The 17,524-nt window shown below is 42.7% G+C and carries 25 protein-coding genes; 10 read left to right on the top strand and 15 right to left on the bottom strand.

Annotated features, from left to right (window positions below; all coding sequences use genetic code 11):
- Window positions 1–13 precede the first annotated feature (13 nt).
- Genes DB729_RS04040 through nrdR form a run of 4 tightly spaced genes read right to left on the bottom strand, consistent with a single transcriptional unit; the run spans window position 14 to window position 3,258 of the window.
- Window positions 14–727 (bottom strand): nitroreductase family protein, encoded by a 714-nt coding sequence (locus DB729_RS04040; RefSeq protein WP_109290179.1) that lies wholly within the window; start codon window positions 725–727, stop codon window positions 14–16.
- Window positions 724–1,620 (bottom strand): primosomal protein DnaI, encoded by an 897-nt coding sequence (gene dnaI / locus DB729_RS04035; RefSeq protein ID WP_084853276.1) that lies wholly within the window; start codon window positions 1,618–1,620, stop codon window positions 724–726. The genes DB729_RS04040 and dnaI overlap by 4 nt, the downstream gene beginning before the upstream one ends.
- Window positions 1,621–2,784: a DnaD domain protein gene (locus DB729_RS04030; protein ID WP_109290180.1), complete on the bottom strand. Its 1,164-nt coding sequence runs from the start codon at window positions 2,782–2,784 to the stop codon at window positions 1,621–1,623. It lies immediately after the preceding gene.
- Entirely contained in the window at window positions 2,785–3,258 is a 474-nt protein-coding gene (gene nrdR, locus DB729_RS04025; RefSeq protein ID WP_001203678.1) for a transcriptional regulator NrdR, read from the bottom strand.
- A gap of 140 nt (window positions 3,259–3,398) precedes the next feature.
- Between nrdR and DB729_RS04020 the strand changes: the two genes are divergently transcribed.
- From DB729_RS04020 to DB729_RS04010, 3 genes are read left to right on the top strand one after another with little or no spacing between them, the layout of a single operon-like run.
- Window positions 3,399–3,764: a GntR family transcriptional regulator gene (locus DB729_RS04020; RefSeq protein WP_000119124.1), complete on the top strand. Its 366-nt coding sequence runs from the start codon at window positions 3,399–3,401 to the stop codon at window positions 3,762–3,764.
- Between the two features lie 4 nt (window positions 3,765–3,768).
- Window positions 3,769–4,464 (top strand): ABC transporter ATP-binding protein, encoded by a 696-nt coding sequence (locus DB729_RS04015; protein ID WP_000173183.1) that lies wholly within the window; start codon window positions 3,769–3,771, stop codon window positions 4,462–4,464.
- A 15-nt stretch (window positions 4,465–4,479) separates the two neighbouring features.
- Window positions 4,480–5,208 carry an ABC transporter permease gene (locus tag DB729_RS04010; RefSeq protein WP_000498776.1) on the top strand — a complete coding sequence of 243 codons (729 nt, stop codon included), beginning with the start codon at window positions 4,480–4,482 and terminating at the stop codon, window positions 5,206–5,208.
- A gap of 33 nt (window positions 5,209–5,241) precedes the next feature.
- On the opposite strand, the gene DB729_RS04005 is transcribed toward DB729_RS04010, so the two are convergent.
- The gene (locus DB729_RS04005) at window positions 5,242–5,937 is read right to left on the bottom strand and encodes an LrgB family protein (RefSeq protein ID WP_001288938.1); all 696 of its coding nucleotides are present in this window, start codon (window positions 5,935–5,937) and stop codon (window positions 5,242–5,244) included.
- The gene (locus DB729_RS04000) at window positions 5,934–6,308 is read right to left on the bottom strand and encodes a CidA/LrgA family protein (protein WP_000781325.1); all 375 of its coding nucleotides are present in this window, start codon (window positions 6,306–6,308) and stop codon (window positions 5,934–5,936) included. The genes DB729_RS04005 and DB729_RS04000 overlap by 4 nt, the downstream gene beginning before the upstream one ends.
- Window positions 6,309–6,504: 196 nt before the next feature.
- Here DB729_RS04000 and DB729_RS03995 point away from each other — a divergent pair, with 196 nt between their 5' ends.
- The 7 genes from DB729_RS03995 (at window position 6,505) to queF (ending at window position 10,052) form a co-directional block, all read left to right on the top strand.
- Entirely contained in the window at window positions 6,505–6,885 is a 381-nt protein-coding gene (locus DB729_RS03995; protein ID WP_000221644.1) for a MarR family winged helix-turn-helix transcriptional regulator, read from the top strand.
- A 98-nt stretch (window positions 6,886–6,983) separates the two neighbouring features.
- Window positions 6,984–7,205, top strand: a complete 222-nt coding sequence (locus DB729_RS03990; RefSeq protein WP_000570266.1) for a DUF4649 family protein — start codon at window positions 6,984–6,986, stop codon at window positions 7,203–7,205.
- A 15-nt stretch (window positions 7,206–7,220) separates the two neighbouring features.
- Window positions 7,221–7,535: a thioredoxin gene (gene trxA / locus DB729_RS03985; protein ID WP_001029581.1), complete on the top strand. Its 315-nt coding sequence runs from the start codon at window positions 7,221–7,223 to the stop codon at window positions 7,533–7,535.
- Between the two features lie 202 nt (window positions 7,536–7,737).
- Window positions 7,738–8,391 (top strand): 7-cyano-7-deazaguanine synthase QueC, encoded by a 654-nt coding sequence (queC, locus tag DB729_RS03980; RefSeq protein WP_109290181.1) that lies wholly within the window; start codon window positions 7,738–7,740, stop codon window positions 8,389–8,391.
- Complete coding sequence (gene queD, locus DB729_RS03975) at window positions 8,391–8,834, top strand: 6-carboxytetrahydropterin synthase QueD (protein ID WP_084944126.1); 444 nt, start codon at window positions 8,391–8,393, stop codon at window positions 8,832–8,834. The genes queC and queD overlap by 1 nt, the downstream gene beginning before the upstream one ends.
- Window positions 8,827–9,543 (top strand): 7-carboxy-7-deazaguanine synthase QueE, encoded by a 717-nt coding sequence (gene queE / locus DB729_RS03970; protein ID WP_084852497.1) that lies wholly within the window; start codon window positions 8,827–8,829, stop codon window positions 9,541–9,543. The genes queD and queE overlap by 8 nt, the downstream gene beginning before the upstream one ends.
- A gap of 17 nt (window positions 9,544–9,560) precedes the next feature.
- Window positions 9,561–10,052, top strand: a complete 492-nt coding sequence (gene queF / locus DB729_RS03965; RefSeq protein ID WP_000082582.1) for a preQ(1) synthase — start codon at window positions 9,561–9,563, stop codon at window positions 10,050–10,052.
- Window positions 10,053–10,109: 57 nt separating this feature from the next.
- Here queF and DB729_RS03960 read toward each other — a convergent pair whose 3' ends face one another.
- From DB729_RS03960 to DB729_RS03915, 9 genes are all read right to left on the bottom strand, one after another.
- Window positions 10,110–10,778, bottom strand: a complete 669-nt coding sequence (locus tag DB729_RS03960) for an MIP/aquaporin family protein (RefSeq protein ID WP_109290182.1) — start codon at window positions 10,776–10,778, stop codon at window positions 10,110–10,112.
- A gap of 110 nt (window positions 10,779–10,888) precedes the next feature.
- Entirely contained in the window at window positions 10,889–11,680 is a 792-nt protein-coding gene (locus tag DB729_RS03950; protein WP_109290183.1) for a DUF2785 domain-containing protein, read from the bottom strand.
- Between the two features lie 61 nt (window positions 11,681–11,741).
- Window positions 11,742–12,524: a deoxyribonuclease gene (locus DB729_RS03945; RefSeq protein WP_109290184.1), complete on the bottom strand. Its 783-nt coding sequence runs from the start codon at window positions 12,522–12,524 to the stop codon at window positions 11,742–11,744.
- A gap of 28 nt (window positions 12,525–12,552) precedes the next feature.
- Window positions 12,553–14,349, bottom strand: a complete 1,797-nt coding sequence (gene pepF / locus DB729_RS03940) for an oligoendopeptidase F (protein ID WP_109290185.1) — start codon at window positions 14,347–14,349, stop codon at window positions 12,553–12,555.
- Window positions 14,350–14,359: 10 nt separating this feature from the next.
- A complete protein-coding gene (locus DB729_RS03935) occupies window positions 14,360–15,103 on the bottom strand; it encodes a 16S rRNA (uracil(1498)-N(3))-methyltransferase (protein WP_109290186.1) in 744 nt (247 codons plus the stop codon).
- A 1-nt stretch (window position 15,104) separates the two neighbouring features.
- Complete coding sequence (prmA, locus tag DB729_RS03930) at window positions 15,105–16,055, bottom strand: 50S ribosomal protein L11 methyltransferase (RefSeq protein ID WP_084853460.1); 951 nt, start codon at window positions 16,053–16,055, stop codon at window positions 15,105–15,107.
- Between the two features lie 137 nt (window positions 16,056–16,192).
- Window positions 16,193–16,666, bottom strand: a complete 474-nt coding sequence (locus DB729_RS03925) for a GNAT family N-acetyltransferase (protein WP_109290187.1) — start codon at window positions 16,664–16,666, stop codon at window positions 16,193–16,195.
- Between the two features lie 58 nt (window positions 16,667–16,724).
- Window positions 16,725–17,093, bottom strand: a complete 369-nt coding sequence (locus DB729_RS03920; RefSeq protein WP_109290188.1) for a hypothetical protein — start codon at window positions 17,091–17,093, stop codon at window positions 16,725–16,727.
- Entirely contained in the window at window positions 17,059–17,517 is a 459-nt protein-coding gene (locus DB729_RS03915) for an NUDIX hydrolase (RefSeq protein ID WP_109290189.1), read from the bottom strand. Before DB729_RS03915 ends, DB729_RS03920 begins: the two co-directional genes overlap by 35 nt.
- Between the last annotated feature and the right edge of the window lie 7 nt (window positions 17,518–17,524).

The following is a 17,524-nucleotide window of genomic DNA, read 5'->3' as shown; positions in this document are numbered from 1 at the left end:
ATTTTCTCACTTTCTACAATAACTTTTTCTGTTCTAGATTCTTCCGAGTTGAACTAGGTTCGGCTTGCCCAAACTGCTCTGCTAAACGCTGACTCCAAGAGGTCGTCGCACGCGCACCAGCATAGTCTGCCTGTACTTGATCATAGTCCAAAATCGCTTCAACTTGCTGTTCTTGGTATTCTTCTTCAAATACCACTTGGTTCAAAGGCAGTCTTGGTTTGACATCATGTTGTTGGTTTGGCACGCCAAGGGCAATCCCAAAAACTGGGTAGGTATAGTCAGGCAGGTTAAAAAGCGCTGCTACCTCTTCCGACTTGTAACGGACTAAGCCGATGATAACACCACCATATCCCAGACTCTCTGCTGCAAGCAAGGTATTTTGCCCCGCAAGCGCAGCGTCTACAGACGTGATAAGGAGACCTTCTACCCCTTGAGGTTGGAAAGTGTCCGTATGAAGACTTGCTCCCTTTTCAGCTCGGTTCAAGTCACCGACAAAGAGCAAAAAGGCAGCTGACTGGCGAATGGCTTCCTGAGGAACCAGTTCATATAGGGCATCTTTCTTCTCTTGACTACGCACAAGAATCACAGAGTAGGATTGAAAATTTTTCCAAGATGACGCCATTTGTCCAGCAGTCAAAATCTCTTCCAAGTCTGCCCGAGGAATTTCTTGCTCCTGAAAGCGACGAACTGAAGTATGAGCTTTCATCAGTTGAATGGTTTCTGTCATCGGCGATTTTCTCCTTCTAGTCTTGTCTCCTCAGCCAAATAACGGATTCGTTCCATGACCCGTCTAGCTTCCCAAGTCTCGTCATTTCCATTCTTTCCTTTGGCAAAATGTTTTTCCAAATCTTGGAAATTAAAGTTGGAAGTAAAGAAGGTCGGCAAATCTTCCTGCATGCGGTACTGAAGAATGACCTGGAGAATCTCATCACGTACCCAAGGGGTAGACTGTTCTGCACCAATATCATCTAAGACTAAGACCTCAGCTAACTTGATGTCATCCACCAAGGTCTTCACAGTTCCTTCACCGATGGCATTTTTCACATCAATGACAAAGCTTGGATAGTGGATAATGGTCGTTGATGCCCCACGCTTTTCAGATAGGTCATGAGCTAAGGCTGCCATCATGAAACTCTTTCCAACACCAAAATCTCCGTAAAGATAGAGGCCTTTTCGGATGCTTGGGTAAAGGTCAACAAAGGAATAGAGTCTCTCAAAAATCGGCAACCGTCCTAGATCATCCAGGTCAATCTGAGCTAACTTCGCTTTCTTGAGACTTGCTGGTAGATTGATCAACTTAAGACGATTCTTAATTGCAGCCTCTTTTTCTGCCGCGATTAGTTCTGGTGTTTCTTCATAAGACACATCCGCATAACCGTGATTCATAACCAAGATAGGCTTATAGCCACGCGCTATATAGTCCGCATCCCCACGAAGAAACTTATCCCGTTCTGTGATATATTGGTTGAACTTGGAGATGCTACGATTCAACTCCTCTGGACTGAGGGACTCTTTCTGGATAAAAGCCGCCACATCTGGGTCTTTCATAATCTGCTGGACTAGGTCCTGATACTGAAAACGACTTGTCTGACGTTTGATAACGTCACCCACACTTTCCATCTAGTCTCCTCCTTCTTCTAATCGGGCTAACATTTCTTGTTTTTTGCGTTCTAGTTCCAGACGAGTTTCCTCACTGGTTTGATTTTTATATTCTGGATTGCTCCACTTGGGAACATTGGTCTTAGTCGAGCTAGTTTTCGATTTCTGGTCTTCTTGCCCTTTTTGCTGACGCTCTCGAATCCGAAGCACAGCCTCTTCTGCTGTCCGAATTTTTTGATAAGCATAGTCATTTGCGACCTTCATGGCATATTTTTCATTGACATTAGCCGAATCAACCTTGTTAAAGGTTAGAAGTAAGACGATATTGATGACCTCATCCAACAAACCTAAAGACGCCATCTGGTGAAGGAGTTCTCGTTCGCTCTGGGTAATATTCCCCTTACGCGTTTGCTTGATTTCCGCTAAAAAGTGTAGGGGAGTTTTATTTTTAGCTTCCCTGATAATGGTCATTTCTTTGGGACTAAAGTCAGAAGACGCTGGTTTTTGTGCTATCTTTTCACGCATGCGTTTGACTGAAATAACCTGAGCCACCGCTGTCGCCTTAGCTAATTGATAGGTTTCAAACCAGGTCCATTTTTTTTCATCTGCAATGGCGAACAATTCCAAAACATCCGCCTGCTCGTCTTCAAAACGCAAGCCATCTCGAGCCATCAGGCGCTGGAAATGTTCCAAGTCAAAATCATTTTTTAACTTGCTTTTAGACTCGCTTGGGGTCACTTCTTCAGTCAGGGTTGGAAAGACTTGGCTCAAAGAAACAGAAAGTGCTTCTCCCTCACTTGGAGCCTGCTTCATAGCAGAAACAGCTGTATCCCCAATCTTTTTCTCTAATAATCTGCTATAGACAGAATGGCTTAAAAATTCCTGACTGGAGAGGGGAGAATGAAGCTGCAATTCATAAGTTTTCCCCTTTTGATAAAGGGTCAACAGATCTAAGGCAGATAAGATTTTAAAGGATTGGAGCAAGGTCGGCATGCCAAAGTTTAAGTGGTTGAGGATGTGGGAAAAGAGGTGTTCCTTTTGCCCACCATCCCAAAAGGTAAGGGCATATAGATAGAGGCTCAGTGCCTCCTGACCGATAATCGGGAGGTAGCACTGCACCAGAGAAGAGGTATCTTGCGACACCCGATTATTCTTTAGAAAAGAAAAACGGTCATTTGGTTTCATCTATTTTTCCTTTTTCTTCTTAGAGGACTGGGTGATTTGCTGGAGCAGACTCTCCAACTCACTCACATCCTTAAAGCTACGATAAACACTGGCAAAACGAACATAGGTAATCTCATCAAGCTCTGCCAATTCTTCCATGACTAAAGACCCAATATATTCACTTTGGATCTCATTCTCACTGCGACTACGGAGTTTTTGCTCAATACGATTGACCACCATGTTGATTTCATCACTTGACACAGGACGCTTCTGGGCTGAGCGGATAATCCCATTAAAGATTTTATCTCTCGAAAACTGTTCTCGCGTACCGTCTTTTTTGACGACGACCAGCGTTCTTTCTTCTACTCGTTCATAGGTTGTAAAACGATGTTGGCACTCGTCGCACTCACGTCTTCGACGGATGGTGTTTCCTTCTTCGGCTTGTCGACTATCAACAACACTAGACTTGGTAGCCCCACATTTTGGACAACGCATGCATTTCCCTCCTTGTCGTTTTCTTTTCATTATACCATTTTTTGAGCAATTCCCAAAACAATTCTTATTTTTACTTGACAAGTTTTTTGTTTTATTGTATTATTTAATTAGAACAATAAAGATAAAGAAAGGAGACTATGATGTCCTGGTCATTTGATAATACAAAACCCATTTATTTACAGATTATGGAAAAAATCAAACTACAGATTGTTTCCCATAAACTGGAACCCAATCAACAACTTCCGACTGTAAGGGAGTTGGCGAGCGAGGCCGGTGTCAATCCCAATACCATTCAGCGCGCCTTGTCTGACCTTGAACGCGAAGGATTCGTTTACAGCAAGCGGACAACTGGTCGTTTTGTCACCGAGGATTTAGACCTCATCGTTCAGTCCCGCAAACAACTTTCCGAGGAGCAACTGCAACACTTCGTCTCTTGCATGCTTCAATTTGGCTACAAAAAAGAAGAACTGCCAAATGTATTAAGCGACTATATCAAAGGAGTTTAAGACTATGACACTACTAGCACTTGAAAATGTATCAAAATCATATGGAGCAACTGCGGCACTTGACAATATCTCACTAGAGATCTCAGCTGGAAAGATTGTCGGACTCCTTGGACCAAACGGATCCGGGAAAACAACCTTAATCAAACTGATCAATGGCCTCCTTCAGCCAGATAAAGGACGTGTCCTCATTAACGGACAGGATCCAAGTCCTGCTACCAAGGCGATCGTCTCTTATCTACCAGACACAACTTATCTCAATGAGCAAATGAAGGTCAAGGAAGCCCTAACCTACTTCAAGACCTTCTATCAGGATTTCAATCTTGAACGCGCCCAACATCTGCTTGCAGACCTTGGCATTGATGAAAATAGTCGCTTAAAGAAATTATCAAAAGGAAACAAGGAAAAGGTCCAACTAATCCTCGTTATGAGCCGTGAAGCCCGCCTCTACGTTCTGGACGAACCAATCGGAGGCGTGGATCCAGCTGCTCGTGATTATATCCTCAATACCATCATCAACAACTATTCCCCAACTTCTACGGTCCTGATTTCAACCCACTTGATTTCAGATATTGAGCCAATCTTGGATGAGATTATATTCCTCAAAGACGGGAAAGTCGTCCGCCAAGGAAATGTTGATGATATTCGTTACGAGTCAGGTGAATCAATTGACCAGCTCTTCCGCCAGGAATTTAAAGCCTAAGCAAAGGAGATTATTATGTTTTGGAATCTAGTTCGTTATGAATTTAAAAATGTCAATAAATGGTATTTAGCGCTCTATGGAGCTGTGCTTGCAATTTCAGTTTTGATTGGAGCTTTTCTTGGTAGCCTTAGCCAGAGTTACAATTCTAACAACGCTGTTTATTTCATCTTCTTTTTGGTACTAGTCTTTGGAGGACTTAGCGTCACTCTTTGGATTGCAACAATCTTTTTAATCATCCGAAGATTCAAGGGGAGTGTTTATGACCGCCAAGGGTACTTGACCCTGACCTTGCCTGTCTCTGAGCACCAAATCATCATCGCAAAACTTTTAGGTGGTCTTGTCTGGTCCATCTTAAGCTATATCGTCTTTATCTTGAGTGTACTGATTATCTTCTTTTTAACACCAATAGAAAAAGACTTCACTGTCCTCTATAACTTCATTTCCCCTTACCTCAGCTACGGCTGGCTGTATGCCCTATCACTATTTGTCGGTTCGATTACATGGATTTTATCCATTTACCTCTCCATCTCAATCGGACAACTCTTTAATGAGTATCGAACAGCTATGGGAATTCTAGCCTATATCGTCATTGCCATCGTCATTGGTTATGTTTCTCTCTTCTTCCGAATTGAAAATGACTTTAACATGATGATTGGTACAGAAATCTTGCGCGATCTCTTTTTATCGGCTATCTACTATCTCGGTACCTACTATATTTTGAAAAACAAGGTTAATTTGCAATAAAAAACGCCCAGCTTACAAGAGCTGGGTTTTGCTTTAACTCAATATCAAACTGGCTACAATAGGGCTAACAAAAACATAGAGAATACCGGTGACACCGATGGCCAAGCCACCCATGGCTCCTGCTACCGAGCCGTATCGAAAGGCTGTTCCTGTTCCGACTGCATGACCTGTTCCTCCAAGGGAGAGTCCGACAGCCACTGGATCATCAATCTTCAACCACTTCAAAAGGGTTGGTCCAATAACACTAGTCAAAATCCCAGTTGCCACTACGACGACCAAGGTCACAGTCGTTAAACCTTGCAATTTCTCTGTAATCCCCACTGCCATAGCGGTTGTCACTGACTTGGGAAAGAGAGAAATGGCTAGGAAAAAGTCCATGCCAAATATTTTCGCCACTATAGCAGTGAAGCTAGTATTGACAACCACTGCTAGCAAACTACCAAAGAGAATACTCCGAGCATGGTGCTTCATCAGATGAAAACTCTTATAAAGCGGAATCCCTAGAGCCACTGTCGATGGGACAATCAAATTATTCAGATAAACCCCACCTTGGTAGTAATCTTGGTAAGAAATACCCGTCGCCTTAAGAAGGATGATAATAAAAATTGCCGACAAAAGCAAAGGTGTTGTCAAAGGATGGGGAAAACGTCTGTAAATCAGCATTCCCACTAGATAAGCTAGGATAGATAATGCAATCCCAAACAGAGGATTCGATACAAATTCGCTCATTTGGCATCTCCTTTCTCATAATCTCCCTCAAACCGTCTTTTGATAAACTGAACCACTAGGGCGATGAGGATAATGTTGATGACAGCCGCAAAAAAGACAATCAAGACAATGGGCAAGAGATAAGGAGCAATCACATCGAACTTTTCCATGATACCCACTGCTGGCGGCAAAAAGAGAATAGTCATATTGGCCAGCAAGAAATTTCCGACCATGTTGACATGCCTGGTCCTTAGCCACTTGAACTGTAAGGCTAGAAAGAGAATAATCAAACCGATAATACTGCCTGGGATGGGCAGATGAAAGAAACTGGAGATTCCCTCACCGATTAGAGAAATCACAAAGAGAATCATTAATTGAACATATAATTTCATCCTAAACTCCATGAAATAAACTTCTTGCATACCAGTTTACTCTTTTTTCAGAAAATTTCAAGGAAATATTGAAATTCTTCTTTCTTGCAAGGATTAGTTAAAAGTAGTATAATCATTGCATGCGCAATCATCTTATGTTAGAGAGACCGTCAGTAATGATTTTGTGATTTTTACATTAAAAAGAAAGGAGAAAGCAATGACCTACTTAGAAAAATGGTTTGACTACAACCGCCGTCAAAAGGAAATGGAAGCCTTGTTGGAAGAAACTATTGCTCAGCAGAGTGAACAAAGGCTGAATTTGAAAGAGTTTTACCTGCTCTACTATCTGAATCTAGCCCAAGAAAAATCTCTACGACAAATTGACCTACCAGATAAACTCCATCTCAGCCCAAGCGCTGTTTCTCGAATGGTGGCTAGATTAGAAGAGAAAAACTGCGGTTTGCTTAGTCGCAGATGTTGCGATCAGGATAGACGGGCCAGTTTTATCTGCCTGACTGACGAGGGGCAAACAACTCTGGCTTATCTACAAAAAGCTGTCGAAGAAAGATTGGAAACCAGTCTTGATTTCTTGCCTTAATGAGTATTTTTAAAAAAAGTTGCGTGCGCAATCATTTTTCTTGACATTCCTCTTTTAAAGGAGTACAATAAAGTCATGATTGAACAAAGGAGTTTTATATGATCGAAATTACCTATCTAGACACCAGCAAACAAGAGAGAACTATGACTTTCGAGTCTTACGAAGACTTTGAACGTTCTCAACAAGCTTGCCTTATCGGTGTCGCAGACTATTACCCAGTTCAAAAATTGACCTATAATGGTCATGATTTGGACTACCATGGGACTTACGGAGATGTCTTCTTCTATCTCATGAAACAAGATTTAAGCCAATATAACTAAAAAAGGAGAAATACAATGGCAAAAGCAATTACAGATGCAACATTTGAACAAGAAACAAAAGACGGTTTGGTCTTGGTAGACTTCTGGGCAACTTGGTGTGGCCCATGTCGTATGCAAGGTCCAATCTTGGACAAATTGTCTGAAGAACTTTCAGAAGATGTCTTGAAAATCGTTAAAATGGACGTTGATGAAAATCCAAACACAGCTCGTGCTTTTGGAATCATGTCTATACCAACTCTTCTCTTCAAAAAAGACGGCCAAGTGGTGAAACAAGTTGCAGGTGTTCATACTGCAGAACAAATCAAGGCCATCGTTGCTGAATTGAGCTAATCACACGAGAGATCAAGTGCTTCATTTGGTCTCTTTTTTCTTGCCCTTTGCCATTTTTCAAAAAATATGCTAGACTGTAGGTAGAATATTACGATGTTTGGGACATGCCATCGCTAAAAAAAACCTCTACTTGGTATTTTTTAGCTCCCCTCAAGGGAGCTTTTTGCGTGCTCTGAACATTTCCCATTTTGGAAGGAGTACTATGAAACGTCAATCAGCCTTGGTCGTCTTTAGTGGCGGTCAAGATTCCACAACCTGCCTCTTTTGGGCTAAAGAACACTATGAAACAGTCGAAGCCGTCACCTTTGCCTACGGCCAACGCCATCATCTCGAAATTCAAGTTGCTAGAGAAATCGCTAAGGAACAAGGCATTCGTCATCACATCTTAGATATGTCTCTGCTAGGGCAAATCACTGAAAATGCCCTGACCTCTGATCTGGAAATCGAGCAAAAAGAGGGAGAGCTTCCCAATACTTTTGTTGACGGCCGCAACCACCTCTTTCTATCCTTTGCAGCAGTTCTTGCCAAGCAACGTGGCATTAAAGATATCGTGACAGGTGTCTGCGAGACAGACTTCTCAGGCTACCCTGACTGCCGGGATGTCTTTGTCAAATCTCTTAATGTCACCCTCAACCTTGCCATGGATTACGACTTTGTTATCCAAACACCTCTCATGTGGCTAGATAAGGCTGAAACTTGGGAATTAGCCGACCAACTCGGTGCCTTTGACTACGTTCGTGAAAAGACCTTGACCTGCTACAATGGGATTATCGGAAGTGGCTGTGGAGATTGTCCAGCCTGCCACCTACGTCAGCATGGTTTAGATGTTTATCTTTCACAGAAAGGAGAGGGCTAATGTTTTTTGCTCCCAAAGAAATCAGACAGGAAACTGGGGAATCTCTTGTCTACAATCCTCACAGAACCTTAGTTTCAAAAGAGTTTACCTTCGATGCTGCCCACCATCTCTTTCACTATGAGGGAAAATGCAAATCCCTGCACGGCCACACTTATCATCTGCAGATTGCTGTTAGTGGATTTTTAGATGAACGTGGCATGACCTACGATTTTGGAGATATCAAAGCTATCTACAAGGACTTCTTAGAACCCCATTTGGATCATCGCTATCTCAATGAAACCCTGCCTTATATGAACACGACTGCTGAAAATATGGTTTACTGGATTTTCCAAACCATGAGTCAAGAGTTACCAGATGAGCGCAGTCTCCGTTTGGAATACGTTCGCCTCTATGAAACTCCGACTGCCTTTGCAGAGTTTAGACGGGAGTGGTTAGATGACTAGGGAACGTGTCCTCAAACTACCAGTTCTGGAAATTTTTGGCCCAACCTTTCAAGGTGAAGGTCGTGCTATCGGGCAGAAAACCATGTTTGTCCGCACTGCTGGTTGCGACTACCACTGCGACTGGTGCGACTCTGCCTTTACTTGGGATGGTTCTGAAAAACCTACTCGTATGACAGCTGACGAAGTCATTGCCGCCTTAGATAAGCTGGGAAGCTACGACTACGTTACCCTGTCTGGAGGAAATCCTGCTATCCTAGCAGCCAACATGGCTGAACTCGTCACCAAACTCAAGGAACGCGGTGTCACTCTGGCTGTTGAGACTCAAGGTTCTCGCTGGCAAAATTGGTTAAAAGATATCGACCAAGTCACTCTGAGTCCCAAACCTCCTTCATCCAAGATGGAAGTCAACTTCGAAACCTTAGACTTTATCGTTTCCCAACTAGATCCAGACAAGGTCACCTTTAAAATCCCTGTCTTTGATGATGCCGATTTAGCCTTTGCCAAAGGGATCCAAGAACGTTACCAGCCAGATGTCCTCTTCTTATCGGCTGGAAATCCTGAGCCCAAGGCTACAGGCAATATTGTCCAAGACCAACTAGACCGCCTCAAAGAACTCTGGGAACGCGTCGCTGCTGACGATAGCTGGGGCAATGTCCGCGTCCTTCCTCAACTGCATACCCTCCTCTACGACAACCAACGTGGTGTTTAAATTAGAAAGAAAAAATCATGTCACAACAAGAAGAAATGAAAAACCTTAGCCTCCTCGGCAACAAAGAGACCAACTACATTTTTGACTATCAACCAGAAGTCCTCGAATCCTTTGACAATCGTCATGTGGAAAATGACTATTTTATTAAATTCAACTGTCCTGAATTTACCTCGCTTTGCCCAATCACTGCTCAGCCAGATTTTGCGACGATTTATATTTCCTACATTCCTGACAAGCTCTGCGTCGAGTCAAAATCCCTCAAACTCTACCTTTTTAGCTACCGAAATCATGGAGATTTTCACGAAAACTGTATCAACACCATCGGGAAAGACTTGGTCAACTTGCTAGACCCTCGCTATTTAGAAGTCTGGGGGAAATTCACTCCACGCGGGGGCATTTCAATCGACCCTTACTACAACTACGGTAGACCTGGAACCAAGTATGAAGGCCTGGCAGAACAACGCCTCTTTCAACACGACCTTTATCCAGAGAAAATTGACAACCGCTAAACAGATACGAAAAAGCCCTGTTCCTCAAACTGAGGAGCAAGGCTTTTTGAGTTTCAATTATTCTTCTGTTCCAAGGCAGTTTTTCGCAACAAGTGCTGCAAGAACGCCACCAACGATTGGGGCAAGGATGAAAATCCAAACTTGTTGAAGGGCTGCGCCACCTACCAAGACAGCAGGAGCCAAGCTACGAGCTGGGTTTACTGAAAGTCCAGTGATGTTCAATCCCACAAGGATCAAGGCTGTCAATGACAAACCGATTACCAAACCAGCGATTGCGCCATTACCTTTGCTTGCTGATGTTACCGTCATGATAACCAAGACAAACAAGAAAGTTGCGATGACTTCAAACAAGAAACCACCAAAGACAGTGACACCGTTTGCCAAGGCATTTTCACCAAGACTAGCAGTTGACATGCCTAAGTTAGACAAGAGGAAGAATACTGCAGCTGACGCAAGGAAAGCTCCAACTACTTGTCCAAGGATGTAGTTTACAAGCTCAGAAGATGACAAACGTTTGTTTACAAACATAGCGATCGAAACCGCTGGGTTCAAGTGAGCACCTGAAATCGTCCCAATTGAGTAAGCTGCAACTACGATTGCCAAACCAAAAGCAAGAGCAATCCCAAGGTGCCCAACACCTTCAACACCATTCCCAAAAACAACAGCTCCTGTTCCGATGAACACAAGCATAAATGTACCGATTAATTCAGCAACAAATTTTTTCATGATAAGTCTCCTTTTTTTCGAACTATGTATTAGTCTATCAAAAGAAGGAAAGGGTTTCAAGAAAATTGACTGGAAAGTTATTTGAAAATCATGAAACGACTCGCTTATCCTTAGTACTGAAAAGATTGAATAGCTTCTTTCAAGTCATCTTGTAAACTATTTCTCTGGTCAAGTTGGATATAGACTTCCAACAGACAGGATCTGAAGTTGGAAAATTTATAAAAATCTTCCTTATCTTCTATCGGAAAGTCAACAGTTTTTATCCAAGAAGCTACTTGTTCTTGCTCTAATTTTCCTTGCAAAATGGGTTCATAAAGTACTCTAGCTAAGCGCCATTCCTCATCATTTGTAAAACGAATGGTAATTCTTTTAAATAATTGACCCAGTACATCAAAAACTTCAGAAGCTCTGTTACCAGGAAAATCTGGATGACAAACGACTTCAGTCAGGAGATCTGCTCCATGCGCAAAAGCGTGAACCCAACCATACTGACTTGAAAAACCTGTCGTATCCTTTTCTTTTTTTAAGTAATACAAACCTTGAGATAGCATAGCATTTCTTATATCAGCTTTTAATCCCTTATAGAAAAGAGAGTGCTCGTTACCATCTGCAGACAAAAGATTGGCATAAATAAGCGCCCTAAAAGAACGTTTAAGAGCCGAAACTCCTCTACTATCAATCTCTTTGTATAGACCTTCACCAGAGGAGACCTCTTCTGAAATAAACTGAAACTGCCCAAGGGAAAACAACTCTTCTTGAATCCCTCTAGCCAAACTCGTAAAAACAAGTTCGTCTCTAATTTCTGGAGAGGGATCTCCCAAATGCTCAAGCAACCACTGAATTTCTTCTCGGCTATAGCTTGGTTTTTCTTCTGTCACTTTTCTTTGTAATTTTTTACGCATCTCAAGTACCTCTACATTTCTAGCAACTGTTCAAAAAACCAGCCCAAGATAACTTTCTGTCTTATTCTTTTTTAGATGGTCGTTTTCCTGCTGCAATCGCATCTGCTTCTGTCATCTCAACAACGTTAGCTTTATTCGTTTTTGAAGGCATTCTATCCTTACTATACCAATAAACTTTTGATTTCCCATGGTCTGCAACATAGACAATTCTATCTTGCTGTTGAGCTTTGGTTTCAGCTTCACGCGCAGCTCTTTTTTCTTCTTCTTTTTGAGAAATTAACGACTCAATTGCACCTATTCTATCAAGCAACTCTGTCTTTTTATCATTATTTTCAATTTGATTAACTGTTTCTTTAGCAGACTTCACTTGACTCGCATCTTGACTGTCTTCCAATTGTTTGACTAAAGTTTCACCTCTTTCTTGAAACTCCTTTGCAGCTTTTTCTTTGGCAATTCTCTCTTCTTCTGCTTTTTCTTTAGCTTTTTTCTCTTCTTCGATTCGTTTTGCTTCCTCTATACTAGATGAAGTATCCGTGGTTGAAGCTGTCGAAGTAGTAGATGTCGCAGTCTGCTTAGTTTCTGACTGAGAAGATGAAATTTTCTTTGTGACTGTTGGAGTTTGAAGAGCAACTGCAACAAAACTGACAATGAAAATCCCGATCATTAGATTTCTTTTTCGAATATCTGGTGCTTTCTTTACAAAATACCAAATACCAACTCCGCTCAAAACAAGATAGAGAGTAGGCAAAGCAATCAATAAAATGATTCCCAACGAAACTAGACCAATTTTGATAAAATGCATTCTTTGGGGATCTTGCTCTAGCCATTCTTTGATTCTATTCATATTATTCTCCTAAAATTTGCCCATTTCCCTACTCTCCCAACTGGGCACTGTAGGCTATAATCTGGTCAACTGTGTCAGACAAGAACTGGATGGTATCACGTAGTGGTTTATCTGTTGAGATATCGGCTCCGATAATCATGGCTGACTCAAGCGGTGTCTTGCTGCCACCTGATTTGAGGAGATTGAGCCAGTCTCTAGCTCCAGTTTCAGAGTTTTTCAGATGGAGGTAACCTGCAGTAGAGATAACAAGGCCTGCTGAGTATGTGTAGCTATACAAGCCCATGTAGTAGTGAGCTTGACGCATCCAAGTCAAGGCTGCATCATCGTCAATTTCAATGGCATCTCCCCAGAAGTCCGTCAAGACTTCCTTCATAATGCTGTTGAGTTTGCTTGCTCCAAAAGTTTCCCCTTCTTCAATCAGTGTATACACCTTACGCTGGAAGGCAGCTTCCAAGAGGTGGGTGATAAAGTTATGGAAGTAGGTGTCTGTCAAGCGGTGAGCAAGAGCGAAGCGTTTTTGACGTGGGTCGTCAGATTGGTGTTCCAAGTAATCACTTAAAAGCAATTCATTGAAGGTTGACGGCGCTTCGACATAGTAAGTCGACATGTGGGCATTGAAGTAGCTTTGGTGATTATCTGAAAAGATAAATTGACCAGAATGCCCAATTTCATGAATCAAGGTATAGACATCGCTCAAACGACCAGTCCAGCTCATGAGGACATAAGGGTGCACGCGATATGGATCCGCCGCATACCCACCAGAATCCTTGCCACTATTAGCAGCAAAGTCCACCCAGCGTTCTTCTTGATAGCGCGCAACTTCCTGACAATATTCTTGCCCCAAAGGTTCTACTGACTTCATGACCAAATCATAGGCATCGTCAATAGTCACTTCAGGATTGAGGGCACTGTCCAAGTCTAGCTTCCAGTCTGCAAAAATCATCTTTTCAAGACCATTAACCTTGGCAACATGCTTGAGGTATCTCTGAGCAACTGGCGCAAAATCCTTCATGATGAGGTCAATTTGACGGTCAAACATGGCACGATCTACTTCTTGCTCAGCTAGGAGATAATCAAAGACTGAGTCATACCCCTTCATATCTGCCAACAATTTCTCAGACTTGACCTGAGCTAAGTAGGCTGCCGCAGCTGTATTCTGGTGCTTACGAAGTCCTTCTGAAAAAGAACGGAAGGATTTTTCACGCACCTCTGCATCCTCATGATTTTGGTAGAAATTCTCATAAGTTACAAAGCTGTTTTTGTAGGTCTTGCCATGGGCTTCAAAGTCAGCCATTTCAAAATCCCCAGCTCGCATCTTAGTATAAATGTCCTGTGGGCTGTAGAAAACTTCACCCAGATTGGTCAAGGCCTTCTCCACATCCGCCCCTAGGTAGTGGGCTTTTTTGATTTTGGCCTGACGAATGGCTGCCGTTAAGTGTGGCAGCTCACCCAAACGGTCCAAGACTTCCTCGTCTGCTGCCACCAAGGCGTCGTCAAAGAAGGTCAAGGCTACGCTGGCATCTGTTTCAAATTCCATCCCAGCTTGGGCAATATTAGCAAAATCTTCATTGCTATAGTCTGTCGTCTGAGGCATAAAGGCATAATTGCCGATATGGCTCATCTGGATATAGATTTGTTCCAATTCCGCAAAAGCCTTCTCGAAATCTTCAAAAGTGTGAAGATTGCCCTTGTAGTCACGGCTAAATTGGTTGATGTCTTCGCGAGCTTTCTCGATTGCACGCAAGAAATCCTCACGGTCTTGGTATAGGGCGGTTAAATCCCAAAGTTCCTTTTCTGGAAATTCTGAACGGTGTTTTTGTTCCATTTTCTTCCTCTTATTTTTCTAATTCTACTAAAACACTAAGGGCAGATAAGGCGTAAAGCGGCGCTGTTTCTGCTCGCAAAATACGAGGACCAAGTCCTGCCAAGACGGCTCCTTTAGTTTCAAAACTTTCGATTTCTGCTGGTGACAGACCGCCTTCTGGACCAAAGATAAAGAGCAATTTGGCTCCTTTTTTAAGACCAGTGATTGCTTGTAAGAGAGCAGCGGCTTCTCCTTCTTTCGCTGACTCTTCATAGGCTACTACGATAGAGTCAAACTGGTCCAGCTGAGCTAGAAAATCTGCTTTTTTCTCGAAAAGCTGAATACTTGGAACGATATTACGCTTGCTTTGCTCTGCTGCTCCAAGGGCGATTTTTTCTAGTTTCTCAACCTTTTTGCCCAATTTCTTACCATCCCATTTGGCAACTGACCAATCGGCAGGAAAGGCCCAGATTTGGCTAGCGCCTAGTTCTGTTACTTTCTGAGTAATAAACTCCAGCTTGTCTCCCTTGGGAAAGCCTGATGCGATGGTTACTTGAACTAGTAGTTCCACATTGTCAGCTAACTCTTGGACCAACTCAAACTGACGTTTTTCCACATCCAGCACGCGCGCCAAACGCTTGATACCATCATCAAAGACCAAGGTCACCTCATCATCTTCTTTCAAGCGCATGACCTGAAACATATGCTTGCTGGTTTCCTTGTCCTCAATAGTGACAGGAGAGACTGCACTGCCCTTGACAAAATACTGCTGCATGCTAGCCTCCAATCACACCTGAAATATCCTTAGTCTTCTTAAAGACACAGGCATTCCATTCCCCTTGAATCATATGGGTTTCAAGGAAAAATCCAGCTGACTCAGCTGACTCGCGCACCATATCCCACTTGTCCTTGATAATGCCACTCATGATGAGGTAGCCTTCATCCTTGACCAAGCGATAAGCATCATCCGTCAGATGAATGAGGATATCCGCCAAGATATTAGCCACGATGACATCTGCCTCAATCTCCACACCCTTGAGCAAATCTCCAGCAGCAACGTGGATGTTTTCCATGCCAGTGTTGAGCTCAATATTTTCCTGAGCCACACGAACTGCCACATCATCCAGGTCATAGGCGAAGATTTCCTTGGCACCAAGAAGCGAGCTAGCAATAGAAAGGACACCTGAACCAGTCCCCACATCTAGCACCGTTTCGCCACCACGAAGGACCTGCTCCAAGGCAAAGAGGCTCATCTTAGTGGTTGGATGCGTCCCAGTACCAAAAGCCATCCCAGGATCCAGCTTGATAATCTTTTCTCCAGCAGTCGCCTCGTAGTCCGTCCAGGACGGCACAATGGTCAAGTCATGGGTGATACGAGCTGGTTCATAATATTTCTTCCAGTTGTCTGCCCAGTCTTCCTCAGCCAAGGCAGTCGTTCCCATCTTGACCTCTCCTAAATCCATAAAATCTTTTAATTCTAGGAGGCGAGCCTGCAAATCTGCCTCAACTACTGCCACATCAACCGTGTCAGGATAGTAGGCTGTCACTACGATTTCTTCTTGTTGCTCGACCTCTGGGAAAATCTCACCAAAACGGTCGACATTCCCCACATAGTCCATACTGTCTTCAATCGCAACACCTTGGGCACCTAACTCAATCAAGAGATTGGAAACCAATTCCTCTCCCTCACGCTTAACTGTTACTTTTAACTCTTGCCATGTTTCCATAATTAAGATACCAAGCACGTAAAACACAAAGCCAAAATAGGAAACTCTCTGAAGACGCTTGTGTCTAAGAGAAGTTTATCTTTTTGGTACAGTGTTTAGGGCGGGTTCAGTTTAGAAATTTAACCGAACCATCCTTTCTATTTGTCAATCAATTTTTTCATGTAAACCATATCCATACCTTCTTTTTCAGGCTCGATATGAGTTTGACGGTAGCCATTTTTCTCATAAAAAGCGACCATGCCCGCATCCTGTAATACCGTACACAAATCCCACTGTTTAATCGTCGGAAATTCCTTTTCCAGCAATTCCAATCCTTCAGAACCATAACCTTTTCCTTGATACTGGGGCAAAATCGCAGCCGTTCCCAACCAAGCCTCCGTCAACTCTTCATTGGTCTGAACTCGTAAAAATCCGATATTTTCGTCCTTTTCTTTCACAAAGTAGTAATAGCTATTAGGACGCTCAACCAATTTCCACTTGATTCGTTCACGATCCTCGAGATAAGGATCATACTCATCTTGGTATTTTTCATAGACAGCCTTAAAGCTAGCTCTTTGAATGGCAATAATCTTTTCTAAATCTTCTGCTCCTGCTTGGACAATCTGAATCATACTAATACCTCCAAATTCACTCTCTCAACTCGCTTCCTATGCTCTTCCACAAGCTGTTTTACTGACCCTCAAATTCCTCAATTACATCTGTGTAGTGTTCTTTCATTGCGCTATGAATCTGCCGTTTAAAAATACCAAACATAAGATAATAAACAAATAGAACAATTCCTGCAAACAGTATCAAAAATAAAAAATATACTGAAAGGGGCAGTACGAGACCTCTACCACTCAGTAAGGGTATAACAAGCATTAATACCCAAATAACAGCCATAGAAATCCCAGCTACTTTCGTGCCACTTTCTCTCTGCTTCTTTAACTTTAAATATTCCATATAGATGAATGTAGCTTCTTCTCTAGAATATTGTCCAGTTTTTAGTTTGCGTTTAACTTCCTTATTTAACGTCGTTGTTGCAATTGCAAAAATCATTTACTTCCTCCAAATAATCCCTCACTCTATCCTGCAACTGGGGCACAGCCTTATCTGATCCAAGAAATTCCTCAATGCCCATCAGTTTGTAGCCCTGCCCTTCATCTCCAAAGACAATCTGGTCAAACTGTTCCTGAGCCAACTTGCCAACTAGAAATACGGATTTCTTATCCGCAAAAAGCATACTTGGGTAAACCTTCGCCCAAAGCAGACAATCTTCAGTCAGATGAATTCCCAGTTCTTCGTAAACTTCACGCGCTGCGCACTCAAAAGGACTTTCATCGCCTTCTCGCCCGCCACCTGGCAATTCCCAGGTATTAGGGTATGGAATGTTTGATTTGTTATCACGTAAGATAGTTAAGAGCTTATCTCCACAAAAGAGGGCAATTTTGCAACCTGTGAAATCAGAAATTTCTATTTCCATATTAGAC

Source organism: Streptococcus halitosis (genome assembly GCF_003143695.2).
GTDB classification, from domain to species: domain Bacteria; phylum Bacillota; class Bacilli; order Lactobacillales; family Streptococcaceae; genus Streptococcus; species Streptococcus halitosis.
Note: the sequence above shows the minus strand (reverse complement) of the source record. Positions and strands in the feature narration are given on the sequence as shown.